At 50.5% G+C, this 21,793-nt stretch carries 15 protein-coding genes and 1 tRNA gene; 7 read left to right on the forward strand and 9 right to left on the reverse strand.

Annotated elements, in window-relative coordinates; translation table 11 throughout:
- Positions 1-548 precede the first annotated feature (548 nt).
- Positions 549-1,295: a tryptophan 2,3-dioxygenase family protein gene (locus IE073_RS09875; RefSeq protein WP_189585027.1), complete on the forward strand. Its 747-nt coding sequence runs from the start codon at positions 549-551 to the stop codon at positions 1,293-1,295.
- Positions 1,288-2,376, forward strand: coding sequence for an aminotransferase class V-fold PLP-dependent enzyme (locus IE073_RS09880; protein WP_189585030.1), 1,089 nt, complete (start codon positions 1,288-1,290; stop codon positions 2,374-2,376). The genes IE073_RS09875 and IE073_RS09880 overlap by 8 nt, the downstream gene beginning before the upstream one ends.
- Here IE073_RS09880 and IE073_RS09885 read toward each other — a convergent pair whose 3' ends face one another.
- A complete protein-coding gene (locus IE073_RS09885; protein ID WP_189585034.1) occupies positions 2,377-3,159 on the reverse strand; it encodes an enoyl-CoA hydratase/isomerase family protein in 783 nt (260 codons plus the stop codon). It lies immediately after the preceding gene.
- A 133-nt stretch (positions 3,160-3,292) separates the two neighbouring features.
- Between IE073_RS09885 and IE073_RS09890 the strand changes: the two genes are divergently transcribed.
- On the forward strand, positions 3,293-4,714 hold the full coding sequence (locus IE073_RS09890; RefSeq protein WP_189585037.1) for a sodium/proline symporter: 1,422 nt from the start codon (positions 3,293-3,295) through the stop codon (positions 4,712-4,714).
- Here the strand turns inward: IE073_RS09890 and IE073_RS09895 are convergent.
- The 5 genes from IE073_RS09895 to IE073_RS09915 all read right to left on the reverse strand — a co-directional run bounded on the left by IE073_RS09895 (position 4,707) and on the right by IE073_RS09915 (position 11,250).
- Complete coding sequence (locus tag IE073_RS09895; RefSeq protein WP_189585040.1) at positions 4,707-5,894, reverse strand: flavin monoamine oxidase family protein; 1,188 nt, start codon at positions 5,892-5,894, stop codon at positions 4,707-4,709. The two genes, IE073_RS09890 and IE073_RS09895, sit on opposite strands and share 8 nt — an antisense overlap.
- On the reverse strand, positions 5,894-7,567 hold the full coding sequence (locus tag IE073_RS09900; RefSeq protein WP_189585043.1) for a class I adenylate-forming enzyme family protein: 1,674 nt from the start codon (positions 7,565-7,567) through the stop codon (positions 5,894-5,896). Before IE073_RS09900 ends, IE073_RS09895 begins: the two co-directional genes overlap by 1 nt.
- Before the next feature lie 93 nt (positions 7,568-7,660).
- Positions 7,661-9,163, reverse strand: a complete 1,503-nt coding sequence (locus tag IE073_RS09905; RefSeq protein ID WP_189585046.1) for a UdgX family uracil-DNA binding protein — start codon at positions 9,161-9,163, stop codon at positions 7,661-7,663.
- The gene (locus tag IE073_RS09910) at positions 9,160-10,398 is read right to left on the reverse strand and encodes a putative DNA modification/repair radical SAM protein (protein ID WP_189585049.1); all 1,239 of its coding nucleotides are present in this window, start codon (positions 10,396-10,398) and stop codon (positions 9,160-9,162) included. Before IE073_RS09910 ends, IE073_RS09905 begins: the two co-directional genes overlap by 4 nt.
- Positions 10,399-10,479: 81 nt before the next feature.
- Positions 10,480-11,250, reverse strand: coding sequence for a Crp/Fnr family transcriptional regulator (locus IE073_RS09915; RefSeq protein WP_189585052.1), 771 nt, complete (start codon positions 11,248-11,250; stop codon positions 10,480-10,482).
- A gap of 213 nt (positions 11,251-11,463) precedes the next feature.
- On the opposite strand from IE073_RS09915, the gene IE073_RS09920 reads away from it, so the two are divergent.
- The 4 genes from IE073_RS09920 to IE073_RS09935 all read left to right on the forward strand — a co-directional run bounded on the left by IE073_RS09920 (position 11,464) and on the right by IE073_RS09935 (position 16,596).
- Positions 11,464-12,405, forward strand: coding sequence for a P1 family peptidase (locus tag IE073_RS09920; protein ID WP_189585055.1), 942 nt, complete (start codon positions 11,464-11,466; stop codon positions 12,403-12,405).
- Positions 12,406-12,510: 105 nt separating this feature from the next.
- Positions 12,511-12,587 (forward strand) — tRNA-Arg (locus tag IE073_RS09925).
- Positions 12,588-13,090: 503 nt separating this feature from the next.
- Positions 13,091-15,133, forward strand: a complete 2,043-nt coding sequence (locus tag IE073_RS09930; RefSeq protein ID WP_189585058.1) for a PAS domain-containing hybrid sensor histidine kinase/response regulator — start codon at positions 13,091-13,093, stop codon at positions 15,131-15,133.
- Positions 15,134-15,141: 8 nt separating this feature from the next.
- Positions 15,142-16,596 carry a sigma-54-dependent transcriptional regulator gene (locus IE073_RS09935; RefSeq protein WP_189585061.1) on the forward strand — a complete coding sequence of 485 codons (1,455 nt, stop codon included), beginning with the start codon at positions 15,142-15,144 and terminating at the stop codon, positions 16,594-16,596.
- On the opposite strand, the gene IE073_RS09940 is transcribed toward IE073_RS09935, so the two are convergent.
- The 3 genes from IE073_RS09940 to IE073_RS09950 are packed head-to-tail and all read right to left on the reverse strand — an operon-like array spanning position 16,593 to position 21,684.
- Positions 16,593-18,692 carry a hypothetical protein gene (locus IE073_RS09940; protein ID WP_189585064.1) on the reverse strand — a complete coding sequence of 700 codons (2,100 nt, stop codon included), beginning with the start codon at positions 18,690-18,692 and terminating at the stop codon, positions 16,593-16,595. The genes IE073_RS09935 and IE073_RS09940 overlap by 4 nt on opposite strands.
- A 20-nt stretch (positions 18,693-18,712) precedes the next feature.
- Positions 18,713-20,182, reverse strand: coding sequence for an MBOAT family O-acyltransferase (locus tag IE073_RS09945; protein ID WP_189585067.1), 1,470 nt, complete (start codon positions 20,180-20,182; stop codon positions 18,713-18,715).
- 17 nt (positions 20,183-20,199) lie between these two features.
- Complete coding sequence (locus tag IE073_RS09950; RefSeq protein ID WP_189585070.1) at positions 20,200-21,684, reverse strand: TolC family protein; 1,485 nt, start codon at positions 21,682-21,684, stop codon at positions 20,200-20,202.
- Between the last annotated feature and the right edge of the window lie 109 nt (positions 21,685-21,793).

Genomic DNA, 21,793 nt, shown 5'->3' on the forward strand with positions numbered 1-21,793 from the left:
CCATTGACCTATGCGAAGCGGCGCATGCCGCACCGCAATACCACGCGGCGGTGTGTCTCGAATAACGGCCTCACTTGATTGCAACCGTTCCAGGTTGTCAGGCACGCGCTACTCGGCCCCTCTACATTTGCATTACTAAATGCAGATAGGCACACCGTCTTTCGGACCAGCCAGTCAATGATCACGAGCCTGTCCCGTGTCCGAAAGAACTATAGAACCCTATCACAGTTTCTTTCAACGCGGAGTATTGTCCCAAAATGCGGCTCTGAGAATTGATTTCTTATCAGAAAAGTTTTTCAAAAAAGCGGAAAGAAATGAATTTGAGGGTCTTCAACGCGGTTCACTCGCATAGAATGGTGACTTATGAGGCGGGTTAGGAAAGCCTAATTCATGGATTTACAAAACCATCTAAACCCTACATCCTCCGATCGTGTTCAATGACTTTCAAATCGCGCTTGCACAACACGTGCTCCGAAACTGGCTGACAGGTCACGCTTAGACAGCTTTCATTTTGCTGACGATATCAGACATTATGAAAGACAGAGACAATGAACCGATCCGAATATGAAGTGATGATGCGTGGCGCAGGCCAGCTTGATTACGAAATTTATTTAAATACAGCGCGTCTTTTGGCGTGTCAGAAGACACCCGAAGACCTCTGTAATCCTGACGAATTACAGTTTATGATTGTCCATCAGGTCGAAGAGCTGTGGATGAAGCTCATGGCGACAACTCTGCTGGATATTCATGACGAAATGCTTGCGGGGAATACATTTAAAGCGCTGACGCTGTTTCGACGAGTCCATATTTGCCAAGAAATGATGACGACCCAGTTGTCGCTTTTGGAAACTATGTCGCCGAAGGATTATCAAGAGATCCGTCTTCTTTTGGGGAATGGAAGCGGGCAAGAAAGCCCTGGATTTCGAGTTCTGCTGAAGATGCCGAAGGACCTTTGGGCTACGTTTGAGGCGGTTTATCTGGAGAGTGGGAACCGCACGCTTGAACAGGTTTATGACAGCGAATATAGGCATGATGATACCTATATGATCGCTGAAGCGCTCGCGGAATTTGATGAACAGTTCCAAAAGTTTCGCAATGCGCACATGCAATTGATCTATCGGTCCATCGGCGTCGCAGCCAATTCCCTCAAAGGACGGCCCGTGGAAATATTGAATGAAGGTTTACGTCAAAAATTTTTCCCAGCGCTTTGGACGGTACGGGCTGAAATGACAGATCGTTGGGGCGGCAGCTATGGCCAAAAGCGCGCAAAATTAGAGCCCAAAGCAGATGCGTGATTTATTCTACGTTCCAGATACTTACTTTCTCTCGCACAGCGTGGGATGCCTGCCGATTACGAGCGGAGATGCGTTAATGGCGCAATTCCTAGAGCCCTGGATCTCTGGCTCTAACTGGATGGATTGGATGCCAATATTTGATGAGTTTCGAGCGGGGATGGCAGAGCTACTCGATGTGAAATCTGAAAGCATTTGCCCGCAAAATAATATTTCTAGCGCGTTGACGAAAGTTCTTTTCAGCCTCCCGCAGGAAAGGGGCCGCAACGTCATTGTATTGTCGAAGCAGGACTTTCCGACTATCGGGTTTGTCATCAAACAAGCGGAGCGTCAGGGCTATAAACTTCGCTTTGTCGAGGGTGACCCGACACATATTGAGACGTGGGAGGCTGCCATAGATGGGCGTGTCGCGGTTGCGCACATCACTCATGCGACATCCAATACGTCCCATATTCTACCCGTTAAAGATATTGCCGGGTTGGCGAAATCTAACGGGGCTGTCTCGATTGTTGATGTTGCGCAGTCCTTGGGGGCTGTGCCTGTTGATATCTCAGTTTGGGGCGTAGATTTTGCAATCGGGACAGGGGTGAAATTTCTATGTTTTGGTCCGGGGGCCTGTTTTCTTTATGTGGCCCCGCATATCTTAAAGCGTTGTGAGCCCATCGATGTCGGTTGGTTTTCACATCAAAACCCTTTCGAAATGGCCATTGAAAACTTTAGATATGCGGATGATGCATTGCGTTTCTTTGGGGGCACACCGTCACCTGCGCCCTTCGTTATGGCTAACAACGCGATGAAAATCTGGCAGGCTACGACGCCACATCACACGCATAATCGTATTGAAACCTGTCTCTCTCGGCTTTGTGATCATGTCGATCAAGAAATGATCGTTTCGCCTATTCAGCCAAAGGCTCGCGGTGCAACTTTTGTCGTCTCACCAGACAATCGGCTTGCGTTGCATGACAAACTAAAGGCGAAGGCTATCCGCTATGACGAGCGCGAAGAAGGCTTTCGTTTCTCCATACATGGCTACACATCAGATCAAGATTTGGATGTCTTATTAGGCGCAATTTTGGAAATCTAATTAACTGAAATCGGGCTTCCGCTTCTCGAGGAATGCCCGGAAACCCTCGCCGAAATCCTTGGATGAAAATCCCGCTAGGAATTGCGCGTCGGTCTGTGGTGTGTCAGTGCGCTGGCCTTCACGATAGGCCGTGATCATAGATTTCGTGACCCGTAGGCTTTCGGGGGAAAGTGTGGTCAGGCCTCCGACATAGGCCATCACTTCGGCATCCAATGCGTCAACGTCGACAACGCGGTGGATCAATCCCATCTCCCGTGCTGGTTTGGCTCCAATCACCCGCGCGGAGAGCATCATGTCACTGGCATTGGCAACACCCACGGCGTCGATCAACCGCGCAACATCTCCGAATGGGTAGACGAGACCAAGCTTGGCGGGCGTGATCGCAAATTTCGCTGTTGCATCGGCAAAGCGTAGATCACAACATAATGCCAAGCCGCACCCGCCGCCGACACAGGCGCCGCGGATCATTGCGAGGGTGGGCATTGGAAAGGCCGCAATCGCTCTAAACGCGTTCTGTATATCGGCGCTGATTTTTGCCGCAGAGTCTGGTGTCGCATAGAGCGTCCCGAATTCAGAAATATCCGCCCCTGCTGCAAAATGTTCACCGTCTCCCGTTATGATCAAAGCGCGGAGGGTTTCGTCCGACGCCAACTCCGTCATGATACCAGGAATGGCGGCCCACATGGCCGCGTTCAGTGCATTACGGCGCGCAGGTTGCGAAAGGGTCAGGCGTGCAACATTCTTATGTGGTCGATCAATTCGTAAATTCGGTGTGTCGGTCATGGGCCCCTGTAACGTTGAAAACACCGCAGTGCATCCTGAATATTCTTGTGACTGACTTCACGCGATAGATCGCCTAGTCTGCAGCCCAGACCCAAAATGGCCGAGGCCTTGGGCCTGAGACATTGGGGACTACATGACCGAAACGACCATCGTTCTGATCACATTGATCGCGTATAAAATTATCTTACTCGGTGTCGGCTGGTGGGCTTCGCGTCGGGTGTCCGATGAGTCCGATTTTTTCATTGCGGGTGGTGGTAAGGGCGGCGGATTAGGTGCGTGGACGGCCGGATTGTCCTACGCCGCGTCAACAAGTTCGGCTTGGGTTCTGCTGGGTTTCACAGGCATTGTCTTCACACAAGGCGCTGTTGGGCTCTGGCTCGTGCCGGGGATTTTTGGTGGCTATCTTATGACATGGCTCGTGATGGGGCCGCGTCTGAACGCTGAAACGGCAGCCAAAGGCCACATTACGATCGTGGATTTCATCACGGATGGAATGGCGGGAAAAGCCAAGCGTTTGACGGGCTTGCTTTGCGCGGCGCTCATCCTCTTTTGTTTCGTTTTTTATATCTCTAGCCAATTCCAAGCCGCAGGGAATGCGCTGGATGAAGTCTTTGGCTTGGGCGTGGCCGAAGCCGTCCTCTTGGGCGCGGCTGTGATTGTCGCCTATTGCTTACTCGGTGGGTTTTGGGCCGCCAGTGTAACAGATGCCTTGCAAGCAGGCGTAATGATGCTTGCCTGCATCCTTGTGCCTCTGGCGACTGTTTCAGCCGCTGGCGGAATTGGTGCGGTGATTGAGACACTTCACGCGACCGAGCCCCATGATTATTTCAGCTTCACAAATGGTTCGGCAGGCATGGCAGGTATTGGCGTCGCGATGGGTCTGCTTGGCACAGGATTGGGCGCGTTAGGTCAGCCACAATTACTGAACCGCATCATGTCTGTCCGCACCGACCGCGAGCGTAAGCAAGCCGCCGCCATAACAATTGGCTGGGGCGTGATCATTTATTCAGGTCTCATCTGTTTGGCCTTTGCCGGACGAGCGTTGAAAGTGGACACTGGCGGCGAGAGTTTGTTTTTCGCGGCCGCGCAAAATTATCTGCCGCCCGTGGTTGCGGGTGTTGTCATTGCTGCGGTTCTCTCGGCCGTCATGTCGACCGTCGACAGTTTGTTGCTTGCGGCGGCATCCGCAGTCTCTCACGATAGCGGCATTCAATATTCAGATCCAAAACGGGGGCTTCTGTATGGTCGCTTGGCAATGATTGGCGTCGCGGTCATCGCCGTGATTATGACCCTAACCTTACCCAAAGATATTTTCACGCGTGTTTTGTTTTCTTGGGTGGCCTTAGGCGCGGCCTTCGGTCCTGTGATCCTCGTCAAATGTCTTGGGATGAAAGTTCGCGATATATTCATTTTCGCCGCGATTGTTGCAGGGTTTAGCATTGCGGTGATCGCTTATAATATCGCTGGACCCTTGGCAGATGTGATTGAGAAATGGGCGAGTTGGATCATCGGCTTTGCGATTTTATTCGCGGGAAGGACACCTCGGCCTATTTAATTAAACGCGCGCAAACTGTTTCCGCAGACTCCATCGCGGCTTCCATACCCAGTGCTGTCACGCCCAGATGTGCGCCCGCGAAATGAAGCCGTCCGACAGGCTCACCCATGGTCGCGGCCCATTGCGCAATCTGCTCTGGTGCCCAATCCATATAGGCCCCGCCCGAGGCGTGATTATTTTTGGTCCAGTCGACCACATTCAGAATATCAATAGCGGCATAGGTTGAGGGTCGCAGACGCGCGAGTTCCGCACGGAAACGCTGATAGAGCCCCGCACCGCCATCCTGATAAAGGCTCGCCAAACCCGCGCCGCGAATAGAGGCGCGAAATAATCCCGTGGGCATGCCATCGGCGTCGCGGCTGGCCGTGACTTGGGAAATAGGTCCATCAGTCCACATATCGGCAGGTAGGTGATCTTTTGTCCAGAATTGCGATATCGCACGAAAATGGACTTGAACTATTTGCACATATGGCAAGCGGGCGATAGCGGCTTTCTGTACTGCGGGGATGGGCGCGTTGACCTTCAATTGCCGCAATGCGCCAAATGGCAGGGTGCAAATCATTTCAGGAGCACGCCAAACTCGCCCCGTATGATCGGTCGCCGTGACGAGGCTGTCCGAAACCTCCAACGCCTTGATATAGGATTTCAATATAGGTGCGCGAGGCAGTTTTTTCGCCATAGCTTCGGGAAGACGCTGTGCGCCCCCATCGATAGAAAACGTCGCCTCACTAAAGGGATTGAAATGTTGGGCGAAGATGTTTCGCCTTTGCTCTTTGCTCTCAACAACTTGATCATCTGCCCAGTAGCCAGTTTTATTGGATACGTCTGCGTTTGGGGTTGCAATCAAACCAAGGCGTGATGTCGCGTCTAGAATGCGTTTGTAGGTCGTGTTAATTAATTCTCCACCGCCCTCGGTAAAGCCGTCTCCGTGATCCAACGTAAATAACCGTCCGCCGACGCGGTCATTGGCCTCTAGCACCACGACGTCGCGGCCCACTTTGGTTAAGAGATACGCGGCGTGCAGACCCGCAAGGCCTGCACCCAAAATGATGATGTCAGCGTCATAGTTTTTACGCGGATCTGTTGATTTAGGCGTACAGGCGACAACAGCTGTTGCGCCCAGCCCGACCAAGGCATTTCGGCGGTTGACCGTCGCTTGGGCCTTGGGTTTGAATGGCACTAGGCAGATTCCATAGCGGCGGCGCGAAGTTTCTTTTTGTCTATTTTTCCGACAGGCGTCAGCGGGATTTCATCAACGAAGACGATCCGTTTGGGCACTTTATAGGCCGCCATATTTTCGCGGATCCACGCGAGTAATTCGGTGCGAAGACTATCTTCCGCTTTGTCACGATAGTCAGGTGAAAGCGCGACATAGAGGTTGACGATATCATTTCCAGGGCGCCGTGTGTCGGGTGTACCGATGATGGCAGAACTGGCGACCATGGGTAGGCTGGCGAGCTTGTCTTCGACCTCAACGGAGAAGACTTTGAACCCACCCACAACCAACATGTCTTTGGCGCGATCACAAAGGAAGACGTAACCTTCCTCATCCATATATCCCACGTCGCCCGTGAACATCCATCGTTCACCCTCAATCATGCGAACGGCGCGGGCGCTTTCTTCGGGTAAATCCAAATAACCTTTCATGAGCTGTGGCCCGGCCGAACAAATCTCGCCAGCTTCGCCAAAGGGCATATCCTTCAGTCCTGTTTCGACATCTCGAATTCGGATTTTGGCGCCTGCACAAGGCAAGCCGACAGAGCCTGCTTTCGGCGCGACGACAGGATTGGAGGTGTGACAGGGGCCCGTTTCGGTCATACCGAAAATATCTGACATGACAGGGCGGCCGATAATATTGGTGACGGCATCTTGGGTGGCGCGTGTCATGGGTGCGGCACCCGAAGAGGCCATCTCAACGCGGGAAAAATCCACTTCAGCAAATTTTGGGTTGGCCACCAACATATCATAAAGAGCGGGCACGGCGGCAATGCGTGTCGGCGGTCTGGATTTCATCGCGTCGCAAATACGGTCCGTGTCGCGTGGGTCAGGCAAGCACTCGTAGGACCCACCCGTGACAAAGGCCATCAGGCAGAAACAAAGCCCTGCGATATGGAAAAGCGGAAATGCCGACACAAAAATTTCATCGCCGACTCTAATTTCAGGGGCTAACGCCAAAACTTGTATTGGGTTGTGCAATAATGTGCTGTGGGACAGCTCGGCACCCTTAGGTTTACCCGTGGTTCCGCCCGTATATTGAATCATGAAGGTGTCTTGCGGGTCGACAGGGACGGTTTCAAAGCTTTTGGATGCGCTTTCAAAGATTGAATTAAATGACACTGCTTTCAGCTGCGGTAGATTTGGCAAAGCGACCTCTGGCGCGTCAAGCATATCGCGTGCGCCGCAGATCACGACAGCCTGAAGGCAATCGGGCGCATTCATTGCCGACACGGCTGGGCCAAGGGCTTCGAAACTCATTAGGACTTTTATGCGGGCATCCGCGACTTGATGTGCCAATTCTGGCGGTGCGAGCAAAGGTGAAACGCCCGATCCAATTGCACCCAGTTTCGAGATTGCGACAAGACCCAAATAATATTGCGGGAGGTTCGGCATGTGCAAGCCGACGACATCACCGCGGCCGACTCCTAAATCAGAGAGCGCATTGGCCAGTTGATTGGCGGCTGCATTAACTTGCCCATAGGTCCAACTTCGAGAGAAATAATGTAGGGCAGCCGCGTCGGGTCTAACGCGCGCGTGTTCTTCCAGGTAATCGGCTAAGCTGCGGTTTGCTGGGGCTGTGATTTTCACGCCGATCTTTTCATATGTGGCTAACCAAGGAGTTTTCAACGCGCTCATAAGTGTCCTCTGAATTTCCGCTCTCGTGAGAGATTTCCAAAGTGTCTTTCATCATCTTTCCACAGCCTGCAAGCCCGCGTATTCATGCGGGGATTAACCCGCCTTTGAAATATCCTCAAAAGGCGCAATAGCTTCAGACGCGATCAATGCTTTTGCGCGCGTTAAATCGTCAACAAAGCTCCGATATTCAGAATCACGTGTCGGACCTTCGCGCAAACGCAGCAGGTAACTCGGGTGGACAGTTGGCAGGATAATTTCGCCAGACTTGCTTCGTACTATTGTCCCCCGCACGGCCTTTAACGTTCCCGTATAACCTGAGAGAGACCGAAGCGCGGTTTTGCCTAAAGCCAGAATGACGACCGGTTTGACGAATTGACGCTCCAGATCGAGCCAAGGCCCACATTGTTGAATCTCATAGGTGCTGGGCGATTTGTGAATGCGGGATTTTCCGCGCGGAACAAATTTAAAATGCTTCACAGCATTCGTCACGTAGAGGTCATCTCGGGCCAGTCCGGCCTCCGTTAGCGCTTGGTTCAGAAGGTTTCCTGCCGGACCCACAAAAGGGCGTCCGCGTAAATCTTCGGTATCGCCAGGCTGTTCTCCGACTAACATCAACCGCGCATCAACGGGGCCTTCGCCAAAGACGGTCTGGGTTGCGCAGCTATGTAACGAGCAATTTGTACACCGCGCCGCCGCCGATGCCGCATCGGCAAGTGATCTGATCTTCGCGGGTAATTCTTGGCGCGCATAGACATCGGGTTTGATTTTATCTGTCAAAAGATGCGGCTTGGTTTCGGGGCGCGACATGAATCCGGATTGGCGCAATTCGGCCTGCTGGAGAAGTTGCGGAATGACCTTCGCTTCTGGGAGGTTCTTCCAATATTTCTTCGGCATTTCCGACATCATCGCCCCAATTTTGACGCGGGACGGGTTAAAGATGGAGCTATAATAAGTCGTCCAAGCAGCTTCAGTTGTGTCTGAGGTCGGCGCTTCGGATTTTTCTACAGGCGGCGAGAATTTCAGGTCTGAACCATCCCAATGCGAGCAGCCGTAAGGCGTTAATATAGACCAATCCATACCGGTAAAACGTCGCGCGAAAAACGCCGCCGTCAGTTCGACAATGCGATGGTCGGGTTCAAACCACGCGCAAAAAATTTCGCGCGGCTCACCGACTGTTTCCCGCTCGCCCACTTTTTTAAATCGGACAAAAGCATGCATTTTATGGCGGTCACGACCTATCGCGCGATCAGCATCGCGCACCCAATTCGCGCTTGTGAAGAGCGGGTCATCCAAGGCTAGCGGGTCTGTTTGTAGGCGCAGCATTAGAGCATAGAGATGATGAAACCGGGCCGGGTCGCGATGACACAATACACGTTCACAAAGGCTGAGGTGTGATTTGGAGATACGCACAGGATATTCGGCATTCGACTTGGGTGTCTTAATGGGCACAGCCGCCATATCCGAAAATAAATCTGTACGCGCCTCACCCACACGCCAGAGCAATGACCCCGATCGAACACGCGCCGCCAGAAAAGGCCGCACGCTTTCGCGCCATAGTGTTAGATCGGTCTCGTGGGAAAGCGTAATACGCTTCATAGCAGTAAGAGTTGTTCGGGCGCGGGGGCAAAAGCTTGACGCAAAGATGGACTGTCGAGCAAGCTTCCCGGCGTCCAGTCAGAGGTTTCTATAAAGGCCTTGGAGATTTTAATCGATCGCGCAATCGTTTTGACATCTGCCAACCGCAAACGCGTCTGCCGCCGCGCGCGCAGAATACGTTCAACCGATTTCAACCCAAGCCCTGGTACACGGACAAGCTGTTCCTTCGTGGCGCGATTAACGTCAACGGGAAAGCCCGCGCGATGGGTGAGAGCCCAACTCAGTTTTGGATCAATATCCAAATCAAGCATACCATTTTTGCGGTCTTCAAATATTTCTGACGTTTCGAAACCATAAAACCGCAGCAGCCAATCTGCCTGATAAAGCCGGTGCTCGCGCATCAATGGGGGCTTCACGAGCGGCAGATCTTTTGACGCGTCCTGAATGGGAGAGAAGGCTGAGTAATAGACGCGCTTGAGTTTATAGCTGGAATAAAGTGACGTTGAGGACGTCATGATATCGGCATCCGTACTTGCATCTGCGCCAACTATCATTTGCGTGGATTGACCCGCAGGCGAAAATTTGGGCGGACGATGGTTCGAGCGTTCTTTCTTGTCGGGGCGGTGATCTTCAATGCTCTGTCTTACACCCGCCATCGCTGTTTTGATTGTGAGCGTTGATTTTTCAGGTGCGTAGGATTGCAGCGCGGCTTCGGTTGGGAGTTCAATATTGATAGACAAACGATCCGATAAAAGTCCCGCTTGTTTAATCAAAAGCGGGTCCGCCTCTGGAATTGTTTTGAGATGGATATAGCCTTTGAATTTATGGTCTTCTCGCAGCTTCCGCGCGATCTCGACCATTTGTTCCATGGTGTAATCGGAGCTACGGATAATGCCGGAGGATAGGAATAGCCCTTCGATGTAATTGCGTTTGTAGAAATCGAGCGTCAATTTTACAACTTCATCGACCGAAAACCGGGCCCGCTCCACATTAGAACTGACGCGGTTCACGCAGTAGCGGCAATCATAAATGCAGAAATTCGTCATCAGAATTTTCAACAAACTGATGCAACGCCCATCTGGCGCGTAGGAATGACAAATGCCCATGCCTTCGGTTGAACCTATCCCCCCCGAAGACAGGCTGTTCTTCCGCGTTGTCGAGGAAGACGCGCAGGACGCATCATATTTTGCGGCATCCGCAAGAATGCTGAGTCTATCAATAAGTGTTTTTGCCATGGTGCGAACATACCATGAACATTTACCGCGTTGCAATGCGAATAAGCGCGAGTTTCTGACGCATTACATGTCCTAAACGCGCTAGTCGGAGCTGAAATCCGCATACCTGTTTTGATAATTCGCAAGCTCAATCAGTGCGCCTTCATCCTTTAATGTGATCAGCGTTCTAGCCGGGCGTTCGATGAGGCCTTCTTGGGTCATCCAAGTTAACGTACGTGAGATGTGTACGGCAGTAAGACCAATACAATCGGCTAAAAGACTTTGAACCATTGGCAGGTTAAAAGTCAGTGAGTTCCCATTCTCACCGTCATGATAGAGAGATGTTAAACGCTCTCTATTGGCGATCTCCAAGAGGAAATGCGCAACGCGGGCCTTTGGGCGTTGTCGAGCGATGGTTTTTAGACGATCCATAAGTATAAGATGACTGAGCGTATTCACAGCTTGTAGATGCCGCGCCAAACGCGGGTGTCGTCCCGTAAATTCCATCATTAGCATTGGTGAAATTTCGATGAGATGCGCTGTCGTCAGGGCCCTCACAGTGAAATGATTGTCGCCCCCCGATAAGGTCTCGAAACCGATGAAATCACCAGCTTGGAAAATATCATATACCTGCCGATCTCGCCCGGCTGTCCCTGAGTATGCATAAAGCCAGCCCGAGACGACAATGAAAAATCGAGGCTCTGGGGCAGGCGTTTCAACCAAGCGCTCTTCTTTTCCAACAGTATGACGTGTTGAAGGTACCTGGCTCAGGCCGGTTAAATTATCCGCCGTTAAAGACGTTAGTTTTGTCAGTTTTCTGAAGACGGAAATGTCGAAGGTGGTCGGCGGCAGGGAGAGAGTGTCAGGGTTCATTTCTGTATTGGTTGATGCAAACGTCTTTCTGCAAAATAGCATAATCCGCTTTATGACCGAGGTCGGGCGTGACGTAATTTAGCATTTTATAACATAGTCATAGCTTTTAAAAACAGGCCTCACCCGCGATATCCTGACGCGCTCGGATATCTGTGTTGAGCCTCGCTCTTGAAAGGGCTTTCTCATTAGGCGCGAGCCGACTACACCTAATTTATGATAGATTTGATCCCAGGGTATCGAGTGGGCCTCGCCCATGATGCAGATGTGCGCACAGGCGTCACCGTCATCTTGCCCGATGCACCCGCACGGGCCGCAGTTGATGTCCGTGGTGGTGGGCCTGGTACACGCGAAATTTCGGCGCTTCAGGACGGCGGTCTGATCGAGCACGTCCATGCCATTGTTTTGTCAGGAGGCTCCGTTTACGGCCTAAGTGCGGCAGATGCCGTAACGCGATGGTTAGGCGCGCAGCAGATCGGATTTGCGGCAGGCCCTCCACCGATTCCAGTTAGTCCAATCGTGCCGTCCGCTATTCTTTTCGACAATGCGAATGGCGGTGACAAAGCGTGGGGCATGGATCCGCCGTTTCAATCGCTGGCCCTACAGGCCTGCGTGGTCGCAAACACTAAAGTCGGGGAAGGCGCGGTCGGGGCAGGATATGGCGCGACGGCAGGGCTGTATTCAGGTGGATTAGGTCTCGCGACGGAAACTGTGAATGGGGTATCTGTGCAAGCGATTATCGCGGCCAATCCCGTCGGATCGCCTTTTCTACCTGGCACGCGTTGCCCGCATGCGTGGACCTATGAACGGAGCGGGGAATTTGATGGCGTGCGACCACCTGCGGATTATACTTGGTCAGAGCCTGAAGACACAAAACTCGCATTCCTCAAGAGCGCGGGGCAATCGACCGTCATTGGTGCAATCATGACAGACGCGGCCTTGTCTCAGAAACAGCTGAAACGGCTTGCGATTATGGCGCAGGATGGGATCGCGATGTCTGTGCAGCCTTCGCATACCCCATTGGATGGGGATACGCTGTTCGCGTTGAGTGTGGGCGGAGCGACTTGCGAAGGGCCTGTTGCGTTGGCCGATCTTGGAGCGGCGGCTGCGCGGGCGGTGGCTCGGGCCCTGACACGGGGGGTTCTGGCGGCGCGATAAGCCGTCTCTACATAGCGGCTTTCATTATAGCTGAAAAAAGCCGCAAAAACTTCTTGCAGGCTGCGACATTTTCCGCTTAAAGGCGCGCTCGCTCACAAGGCGTACGCACTGGTAGCTCAGTTGGATAGAGTACTTGACTACGAATCAAGGGGTCGGGGGTTCGAATCCTCCCCAGTGCGCCATTTCTCTCATTCTTAAGACCGTTAAGTCGTTGGAAAGAGTCCGTTTTTTCAAGTTTTCCTGCAATCTCCCTAATTCGAAGGCCGATTTGGGAAGAGACTGTGGAGCATCGGATCATTTTTTCCGAGAAAACGAGGCTCCCCAAGTACTATGATCGGGACAATCCTTATTTCCTGCACTGATTAAAGCTCTTCATAGCTGAGGGATAAGCACCGATTTTATAGCTTCCGTCATGCCTTTGAAAAAACGGATGCTAGAAGCGGGACCGGACTATGGAATGCGCGCTACCCTAAATCCTACAGTTGCAAGTGTGTCTAAGCAAATTGATGTCTTTAAGGAGCAGTAGAGTTTCTCTGTAGCCCGCGACGATATCCTCTGCGTTTGCCGCTGTTTTTGCTGCCTGTTCAATTCCCGCAAGGACAAAGATCTGCCGTCATGTGACCGGAATGACTGGTCTAACTGAACCTTAATCAATCTGTGTCATCTTTTGTCAAAGGATCTTGCGATGATAGATGGTTTGTTATTAGTTGCTTCAGCGGCATTGCCGTCTTTTCTACTGGGGTATGCTCTGCGGAAATTTACCCTGAAATGGGAAAAAAAGGCCGAGACGGCGAAACAGGAATTGGCGCTCCAAGCAGAACAACTTTCCGCAACTGTGTCTGCATCTCTGGATGGTATTATTATTATCAACGCAGAAGGCCACGTTCTTGAGTTCAGTAAATCCGCAGAACGCATTTTTGGTTATAAGAAGGAAGATATTTTTGGACGGAGCATGGCCGCCCTGATTGTTCCTGAACGATACCGGGACGCACACAATGCTGGCATGGCAAGGATGCGCGACACAGGGAAGGCAAATATTCTTGGACAGCGCATTGAGATTGAAGCCGTTCGCGCCAACGGTGAGGAGTTTATGTCGGAACTCGCGATTTCGCGTAGCCGCAGCTCATCTGGTGACATTTTCATCGCATATATCCGGGATATTTCTGAGGCGAAGGCCGCTGAGAAAGCTTTGCTTGATGCCAAAGAGGCGGCGGAACTCGCCAACAAAGCTAAGACGCAATTTATATCGGCCATGAGCCATGAAATTCGAACGCCGTTCAACGCGGTTCTCGGTATTCTCGATATTCTTGGCGACACAGACCTTACTATTGATCAAAAGCAGCTCATACAGACGGCAGACCGAACATCTAAATCACTGCTGCGTATTATTAATGATGTACTGGATTACGCTAGAATTTCCTCTGGAACAGTGAAGGTCCGAGAAACGCCATTCTACGCCGCGGATGTTTTTGATGATGTCTATCGTTTGTTCGCAATGCAAGCCAAAGAACAAGCTATCGATCTGGTGGTCAAGACAGAGGGTGCAGCGAAAATCTATCTGTCAGGGGATGTGGGGCGGATACGTCAAATTCTGATGAATTTTGTCAGTAATGCAATTAAGCATACCGTCAACGGAAAAGTGGAACTGATCGTCGATACAATTCAAACAGGTCCTGAAAAATGGAACTTAACGTGTCGCGTAAAGGACACGGGTGTAGGCATTAAAGCTGACAAATTAGACCGGCTTTTCGAAGAGTTTTACATGGTCGATGATGTCGATACGCGGGCGTCCGAAGGCACTGGCTTGGGTCTGACCATCTGTAAAGTTCTTATAACCATGATGAACGGCGAGATTGGCGTTGAGAGTGACGTTGGTCGAGGATCCAATTTTTGGATTAAAATTCCATTGGCAGAGGCTTTGGCGCCCGTTGCCTCTGAGGTCGAAGACGTCACCTTGGCGGATATTTCTGGAAAAGAAATTTTACTGGCAGAAGATAACGTAACAAACCGTATGGTTGTCACCCGCATTCTCAAAAAACATGGGGCAAGAATTGTTGAGGCAGTTAACGGGGTCGAAGCTCTATCCATTCTTAACGTGCAAGCGTTTGATTTGCTTTTGACAGATATTTTCATGCCTGAAATGGGTGGAAAGGAGCTTGTGCGATTGCTGCGAAATGGCGACTCTGCAAACGCGAAAATCCCGGTGATAGCTTTGACGGCTATGGGCGATATGCATGAGGCGGAAGAGTTGAAATCTTATGGTGTTGATCAGGTCGTATTGAAGCCATTTAATACGAGAGACTTGATAAATGCTGTGGGGGAACAGTGTAAGAGGCATCAGAACAAACAATCTTTGTTAAAGTCTGATGTGTCGAAGGTCCCTGCAATAAAGTTATCGGGTGGATTATTGGACGGATTAGACCCTGAAGATTTAGTCGAAATTAGAGGACAATTCAAAACTGATCTGACAGATGTTACGGCATCATTGCGTAGCGCAATCGCGTCGCAAGATTATGAAGGCGCAAAGTTTGCCAGTCACACTTTAAAGGGACTCGCTGGATTATACGGACTTGCTGAGCTGTCAGAACATGCCGCATTAACAAATTCTCATTGCTTTCCTGATAGGCTCGAGGAGATGGTGAAGCATGGATCGAGAGCTATAAAAATAGCCGAGATATCTTTGCTCAATTTAGACGACCTCTTTGGCATAAATGAGGAGGCGGCATAGGTGATGAGATGGTCGGAGCAAACACAACACCTGAGGTGTTGATCGTAGAAGATACGTTATCCATGGCGTTAATGTATCAACAGCATTTAAAAAAATCGGGCATTAAATCTGAGATTTGTCAATCTGGTGAACTGGCTTTGACGGAGCTCCGAAAAGGGAAAGTTGATACGGTCCTTCTTGATCTTCAACTCCCCGATATGAATGGGCTCGATATCATCCAAGAGATGGATGGAACAAATCACAACATTACCTTTATCGTGATTACCGCCAATGGGTCTATAAATACGGCCGTCGATGCTATGCGTGCTGGCGCATATGATTTTTTGATAAAACCATTTCCGACTGAGAAGCTTCTCACGACGGTTAGAAATGCACTCGAACGGGAGAAGCTCACAACAACGGTTCAGGTTTTAAAGACCAGTCTAAAAACCAATCAAGTTCCGGGATTTTTGGGTGAATCCCCTCCTATGCTCGCCGTTTATAAAATGATTGAAAATGTCGCGAATTCTAACGCGGCGGTCTTTATCACTGGCGAATCCGGAACAGGTAAAGAGGTTACGGCGCAAGCAATCCACAAAGTAAGTCACCGTCGTGACGCCCCTTTCATCGCATTAAATTGTGCGGCATTGCCCGAAAATTTGATCGAGTCAGAAATTTTTGGTCACGTCAAAGGTGCTTTCACAGGAGCGCATGAAGCGAGAAAAGGAGCGGCGAGCCAAGCCAATGGCGGCACGCTGTTCCTGGACGAAATTTGCGAGATGGATATCAATCTCCAAGCCAAGCTTTTACGCTTTTTGCAGACCGGCCAAGTTAAACGCGTTGGTAGCGATTGGTCCGAAGACGTGGATGTCCGTATTGTTTGTGCAACCAATAGAAATCCGATGACGGAAGTTGCGGCGAAACGTTTTCGCGAGGATTTGTTCTATCGCCTGGACGTGCTCTCAATTGAATTGCCTCCCCTATCTCATCGGGGGAAAGACGTAATTTTATTGGCCGAAAGTTTCTTGAAAACATATGCGGCGGAAGAGGGAAAGCGGTTCCTATCGATCTCACCTGAAGCCCAAGAGTTGATGCTTGACTATCATTGGCCTGGGAATATTCGCGAGCTTCAAAATATGGTTCGAAAAGCGGCTGTCGTCTATGACGGTGTCGAATTGGAACCCCATATGTTTTCATTGAAAACGGTTCGTTCAAATGCTCGAAATGATGAGTATAAACTCATTGGCGTTGCGGGTGAAACATCTGCCTACACACCTCAACAATCGCTAAAAACGACGGTCACGGTTGATATCCTACAGCCTATGACGACGATTGAACAAACTATCATAGAGGCAGTGATTACATCCTGTAATGGAAGCATTCCGAAAGCCTCACAAATCCTACAGCTAAGCCCCTCAACCATATACAGGAAGAGAGAGACTTGGATTAGAGAGGATTTAGAGCAGCAATCTAAAGCGGGTTAAGCCGCTACTAATTCTACCGACTTCAGAAAATATGTAAGTGTGCGGTCGTCCGTTGAAAGGCCTAGATCTTTCGGGCTTCGCAGCTTTGGAACGGATAGCTTGATAGTCACCTCGAGCTCTCCTGCCGCCTTATAGGTGTTGAAGCGAATGGACGTGATGCCGTCATCTGAAATTTCAGCGGCGAACACCCTGTCTCCATCGATTGTTACATTTATGGAATCTGGTGTTTCTGAAAAGAAGTCTCCCGTCAATTTAAGTAGATAGCTAGTAGGCAAGCCCGTCTCTATGGTCTCTGGCATTGTTATGCTGAAGTTTGCTTCTTCACTCCGCATCCAACGGCCTTCAGCTTCCTGTGCCCACCATCCATTACCATATCTCAGCTCAGTCTGCTTAACAGATAGAACTGGCGTCACGAGTGAACATGTATTCAGGGTAGGTACGACGTCAAATGTCGCTCGCTTTGCGACCACGTTTGATTCGAGTGTTTCTACAGCTTGGAGAGGGGACGCCTCTTGGCGGACTGGTTCATCCATAATTGGCATTTCCACAGCATGCGTTAACGCCATAGTTTGCAAGTGGAGTGTCATCGAACGCGCATCTCGACTTTCCCCAAGATCCTTTGGACTCTTTGGATCACCCGCTTCTGGTAGATCAATAAAGATGGAGAGTGCTTCGCCTTTGGGTAAGCCGGTCACAGGGACCGAAAGGGAAACACTCTCCCCGAACAAACCAGAACTCACCAAATTCCCATTTACGGAAATGTTGACCTGTTCCGGGCGTCCGGATTTCGTCATGCCTTGAATTTTCAAGACAGTATTTGAAGGTAAGTTTTCTGGAAGCGTTACGCGGAACATGGCGCGATTATCTCGCATCCAGCGACCATAAGGTTCGAATGCCCACCAACCTGCCGTAAAATCAATTTGATCGCGTTGTTCCGCATTATCAAATGACACAGATTTTCCAAATTCAAGAGGGGTTTGGTTTAATTGACTGGCTTCCGCGAGTTCTAGTTCAAGCAAACGATGGCGTGCAAAATGAGTTATGTTCAGCGGTTCGCCTGGGGCGCCGTATCCTTGCGCCCTCAGAAATTCTATCATCTGCCGAGTGTGAACATCTGTGGCTGCCGTGATAATATGATATGGTGAGTCATCTTGATAAGCTTGTCCGTAAAGACTTTGGCCAGGTGTGCCGAGAAATTCAAAACCCGCCCCATTGACTGCCGCTTCAATCTCAGCACGAAAGCCTTCAACATATGCGGGATCTGTGAGGCAGCCTTCGCCCGCTAAAACGGGCCAAGCGAAATGTATATCAACTCCGCGGGCTTTCAGCTTTTGGAGCCGCCCCAGAGCTGGCTTGATGTTTTTCCCAACAGTTAGAGCTTGTCTGGTTGGGGCCTTACCTAAGATATAATCATCACAGCTTTGCTCTGCGACGCCTGCTCCTGGCCCGGTTGAATTTGGACGCGATTGATGTCCGCTTGGTTGAGTTAAAGCCGAAACGAAAAGGTCTCGAGCTGGGGACTCAGTTGGTTCGTTGGTGGTTGTCTGCCGATCTGCGAGTTTTGAAATAACGGTCGCTGGCGGAAGGCTCAGCGCGCGCTTTAGACGCTTATCTAGAGGCATAGATTGGTAATAATCTCGGTTACTGCCGAACAGCGTATCGACGTAATTATCGGTCAGTTTTTCCCTGTGATAGAAGGTCCACTCCAATGGCAGAACAACCACATCGCCCGGGCGGGTGTAGGTTTCTAGGCGTGTCAGCTTATCTTCCAATGCGTATCCGCCATTATCAGCAATATTGATCGCTGTGCGTCCGAGGGCTTCGCCAACGGCGTCAGTGTCGATTGCGTGATGGGAGTTAGATCCAGACTCGAAAATGATCCGAGGTCCAGGAATCTCTTTTAAAAGAAACCACTTATAAGTTGCGGGAACGGCTGATCGTTCAACCAGACGGTCAACTGTCAGTGCGTAAGCGCCGAGGCAGAACAAAGAGGTGCCGACCATGCCAGCGACAAATGTACTGACTGTCTTAATCAGTTTTCTCGCTGCCAGATTTTTCACGGTGACGGACGATGTATTATTGGTTGGAAAAGTCATGAAGATGTCCAGAACTCGTGCTAAAAGTTGAAGTATAGGAAAGGGGATTGGGTCAGGCTTAAAGACGCCAAGAAAGCGGCGGATGCGGCGACCCCTGACGTAATTCCTAACGCACCAATGAGCGCCGAAGATCGTTTCAGTAAATCTTTCTCGAACAACTCTGATATTTCTTTGGTGTTAGGCAAGATAAATGCGGATATCGCAGCAAGCGTTCCCCAGAGGATTGTCTGCAGAGGTGCAGGCATATGAACCGCTCCCTCTGCCACTGCTCCGAACATACTTAGCGTCATCGAAATTGCGCCAGACGTCGTTGTTGCGCGGAAGAAGACCCAAGCGACAACTGCGGCGAAGAAGGTGATGGCCCAAGAACTGATCCGAATGGCTTTAGCTGTCTCAACAATCTCCAGTACTCCGAAGAACTTAGCGATGGCGCGAACGGCTTGGTTTATAATCAGATAGAGGCCATGTAGCGCTCCCCAGATCAGGAAGTTCCAGTGCGCCCCATGCCACAACCCGCCAAGAACCATGGTTGCAAAATTGTTGATGTATTGACGAACCTTCCCGTGACGGTTTCCGCCAAGAGGGATGTAAAGATAATCGCGTAACCAACGGCTTAGTGTCATGTGCCAACGGCGCCAAAATTCAGACATGTTTTCAGATTTGTAGGGTGAGTTGAAATTCCATGGCAGGCGGATCGCGAATAAAAGGCCTAGTCCAATGGCCATGTCGGAATAGCCCGAAAAATCAAAATAGATTTGAAATGTGTAGGCAAGAGCGCCGCCCCATGCCGTGACGCTGGTGACCACCGCGCCGCTATCTACGGATGTAAATACTTGGTTGGCATAGGGGGCTATGGAGTCTGCAATCGCCAGTTTTTTGAAAAGACCTAGCGCAAAGAGACATAGGCCTTCGCAAAACATGATAGCGCGCGCACTTGGGGTGATGATTTTCCGGAACTGCGGCATCATCTCGGCATGATGGACAATGGGGCCAGCAATTAACTGAGGAAAGAACGTTACAAATAATGCGTACTCAAGTGGATTATGCGAAACGGGGTCCATCTTTCCAGCGTGACTGTCGCAGAGATATGAAATCTGCTGGAAGGTGAAAAACGAGATCGCAAGCGGTAGAAGCAATTTCGGATCAGGCAGGCCCAAGTCAAACAATGCATTAAAGTTCACAGTCAGGAACCCCAGGTATTTGTAGACGCCCAACAGCAGTAGGTTGGCTACGATACCCGCAACTAAAATTCGTTTCGATTTCGACGTACCAGGCTGTACTAAGATGTGTTTCGCCAAGACGTAGTTTACACCCATCGAACCGACTAAAAGTATCAAATATTCAGATTTGAACCAGCTATAAAAAACGAGGCTGGCACCAATCAAAAGGATCTGGCTGTGCCACCGCGTTTTGGAAAACAGAGTTGCGAAGAAGCCTAAAAGGACCAATGGCAAAAATTTCGTTAGAAATACGGGATCAGTGAAGAGCATCTTATATATCCGATGACCTAAAGTGCTTTTGCCGCGGGAACGCTGGCTTGTAATTGCGAAGGTGTTTGGCAGGCTGGTACGATTCCGATGCTTTGTTCCAGACGTGCTTTGGCCGTATGTAATTCAGCGCGGGCCATTTGTTCACGAATGAATGATAGCTCCCGCATAAGCTCTTCTTTCACCAAATAGGTCTCTGGCTTATTGCCAGACTGCACGTCACGGATCAGGTCGTCCGTGATCTCCCCTTGGACAGAAAGCGCCTTCCACGCGAGTGTGAGGTCGTAGTCTAACTTATGCATCTGTTCGCGCGCGATCATGACCTGAGCCATGACAGCGCTGGCGAGAATTTCTGTTTGTCTTTGTTGTGCGGCGACGGCGATTTTACCGTTTCGTTTGGTTTCGCCAATTTGACCTAAGCGCAGTAGGTCCCAGCTCAAGTTTAATCCGGCGGAGGCGAAATCCTGGTTCAGGACAAAGCTGTTCGTATTGTGGTTCGCCCCGAGGAAAAACCGCATCGCGGGGAGGTGTCGCCAAAGGTCTTCCTGATTTTTCAATTTTGTTAAATCAGACTGATATAGCGCTTGCCGAATTTCCGGACGGTTTTGGTAAGCCTTTGCAATAAGGTCTAGCGCATTCTGTCCTCCAAGCTCACCCAAGTTGGAAGGCAGACGCTTAGATTTCAATTCGAAATTTGTCCCAGCAGGCACATTCATCAATCGGGCGAGTTCGGGTTTCGCTGAGAGCAGGGAACGGTATAGAGATTGATACCAGCGGTTGATGTCGATCAATTCACGCTGGAACATCAACTCTTGAAGTTTCGTGTCGGGGTTCTGATCCGCGCGCTGTTGTGATAGGTTTAGCGCGTAAGCGACGCGGCTTTTCAGCCAAGTCGACTTTTTTTCGGCCTGTTCAAACGCAACGGCCCGCCAATATGCGTTCTCAACGTCAACCATCATCTTATTGCATTGGTATTGGTTTTGCTCACCTTGGGCATAAGCGTTGATTGAACGGCGGTTAGCTTTGAACCCGCTTAAGCCAATTTCTAGGAGGTCCCAACTTGTCGTAAGGGTTGACCTTGCAGCCGCTTGATCTTGCGCCGTGTAGAAGTCTTTCGGCATCGTGCTTGACGTATCGTCAACCTTTTTACCGATAGACGCACTCGCGTTATTCCGCCATGTGCCGTAGCTGCTGGCATAGGCCTGCGGGAGGAAATCTTTACCGCGCCTGCCCGCTTTCCGAACAGTCTCTAATAGTTGTGTTTGCGAGCGCGCATATTCGGAATTGTGAGCAAGTGTCCGTGACCGAACCGCGTCTATGCCAAGAGGTTCGTCTGTTTCCAACGGGACAGCTTTGGATCGCAATGTGCTATCCGTGAGGCTAGAAACATTAGAGGCGTCATATTCTACAGCTGTTGTGGAGCATCCTCCCATTGCCAAGGTGCCGATAAGCCCGAACCCCAACAGGGTCTGTTTAAGGCTCAATTTTTTCCATTCAATTGTCATGTGACGACTCCGTTTTACGGAAAAGTCATTGCAATCGACAGACCACATCGGGGTTTAACGAAAACAGCGGGTTAGGTAGTTAATGAACCCCAAATTTCGCAAATACTTA

This window comes from Litorimonas cladophorae (assembly GCF_014652455.1).
Classification (GTDB): Bacteria; Pseudomonadota; Alphaproteobacteria; order Caulobacterales; family Maricaulaceae; genus Litorimonas; species Litorimonas cladophorae.

Excerpts from the sequence above, each read along its gene's own strand:
- IE073_RS09875 (WP_189585027.1), top strand. The coding sequence starts at position 549 with ATGAACCGATCCGAATATGAAGTGATGATGCGTGGCGCAGGCCAGCTT.
- IE073_RS09880 (WP_189585030.1), top strand. The coding sequence starts at position 1,288 with ATGCGTGATTTATTCTACGTTCCAGATACTTACTTTCTCTCGCACAGC.
- IE073_RS09885 (WP_189585034.1), bottom strand. The coding sequence starts at position 3,159 with ATGACCGACACACCGAATTTACGAATTGATCGACCACATAAGAATGTT.
- IE073_RS09890 (WP_189585037.1), top strand. The coding sequence starts at position 3,293 with ATGACCGAAACGACCATCGTTCTGATCACATTGATCGCGTATAAAATT.
- IE073_RS09900 (WP_189585043.1), bottom strand. The coding sequence starts at position 7,567 with ATGAGCGCGTTGAAAACTCCTTGGTTAGCCACATATGAAAAGATCGGC.
- IE073_RS09905 (WP_189585046.1), bottom strand. The coding sequence starts at position 9,163 with ATGAAGCGTATTACGCTTTCCCACGAGACCGATCTAACACTATGGCGC.
- IE073_RS09910 (WP_189585049.1), bottom strand. The coding sequence starts at position 10,398 with ATGGCAAAAACACTTATTGATAGACTCAGCATTCTTGCGGATGCCGCA.
- IE073_RS09915 (WP_189585052.1), bottom strand. The coding sequence starts at position 11,250 with ATGAACCCTGACACTCTCTCCCTGCCGCCGACCACCTTCGACATTTCC.
- IE073_RS09920 (WP_189585055.1), top strand. The coding sequence starts at position 11,464 with ATGATAGATTTGATCCCAGGGTATCGAGTGGGCCTCGCCCATGATGCA.
- IE073_RS09930 (WP_189585058.1), top strand. The coding sequence starts at position 13,091 with ATGATAGATGGTTTGTTATTAGTTGCTTCAGCGGCATTGCCGTCTTTT.
- IE073_RS09935 (WP_189585061.1), top strand. The coding sequence starts at position 15,142 with ATGGTCGGAGCAAACACAACACCTGAGGTGTTGATCGTAGAAGATACG.
- IE073_RS09940 (WP_189585064.1), bottom strand. The coding sequence starts at position 18,692 with ATGACTTTTCCAACCAATAATACATCGTCCGTCACCGTGAAAAATCTG.
- IE073_RS09945 (WP_189585067.1), bottom strand. The coding sequence starts at position 20,182 with ATGCTCTTCACTGATCCCGTATTTCTAACGAAATTTTTGCCATTGGTC.
- IE073_RS09950 (WP_189585070.1), bottom strand. The coding sequence starts at position 21,684 with ATGACAATTGAATGGAAAAAATTGAGCCTTAAACAGACCCTGTTGGGG.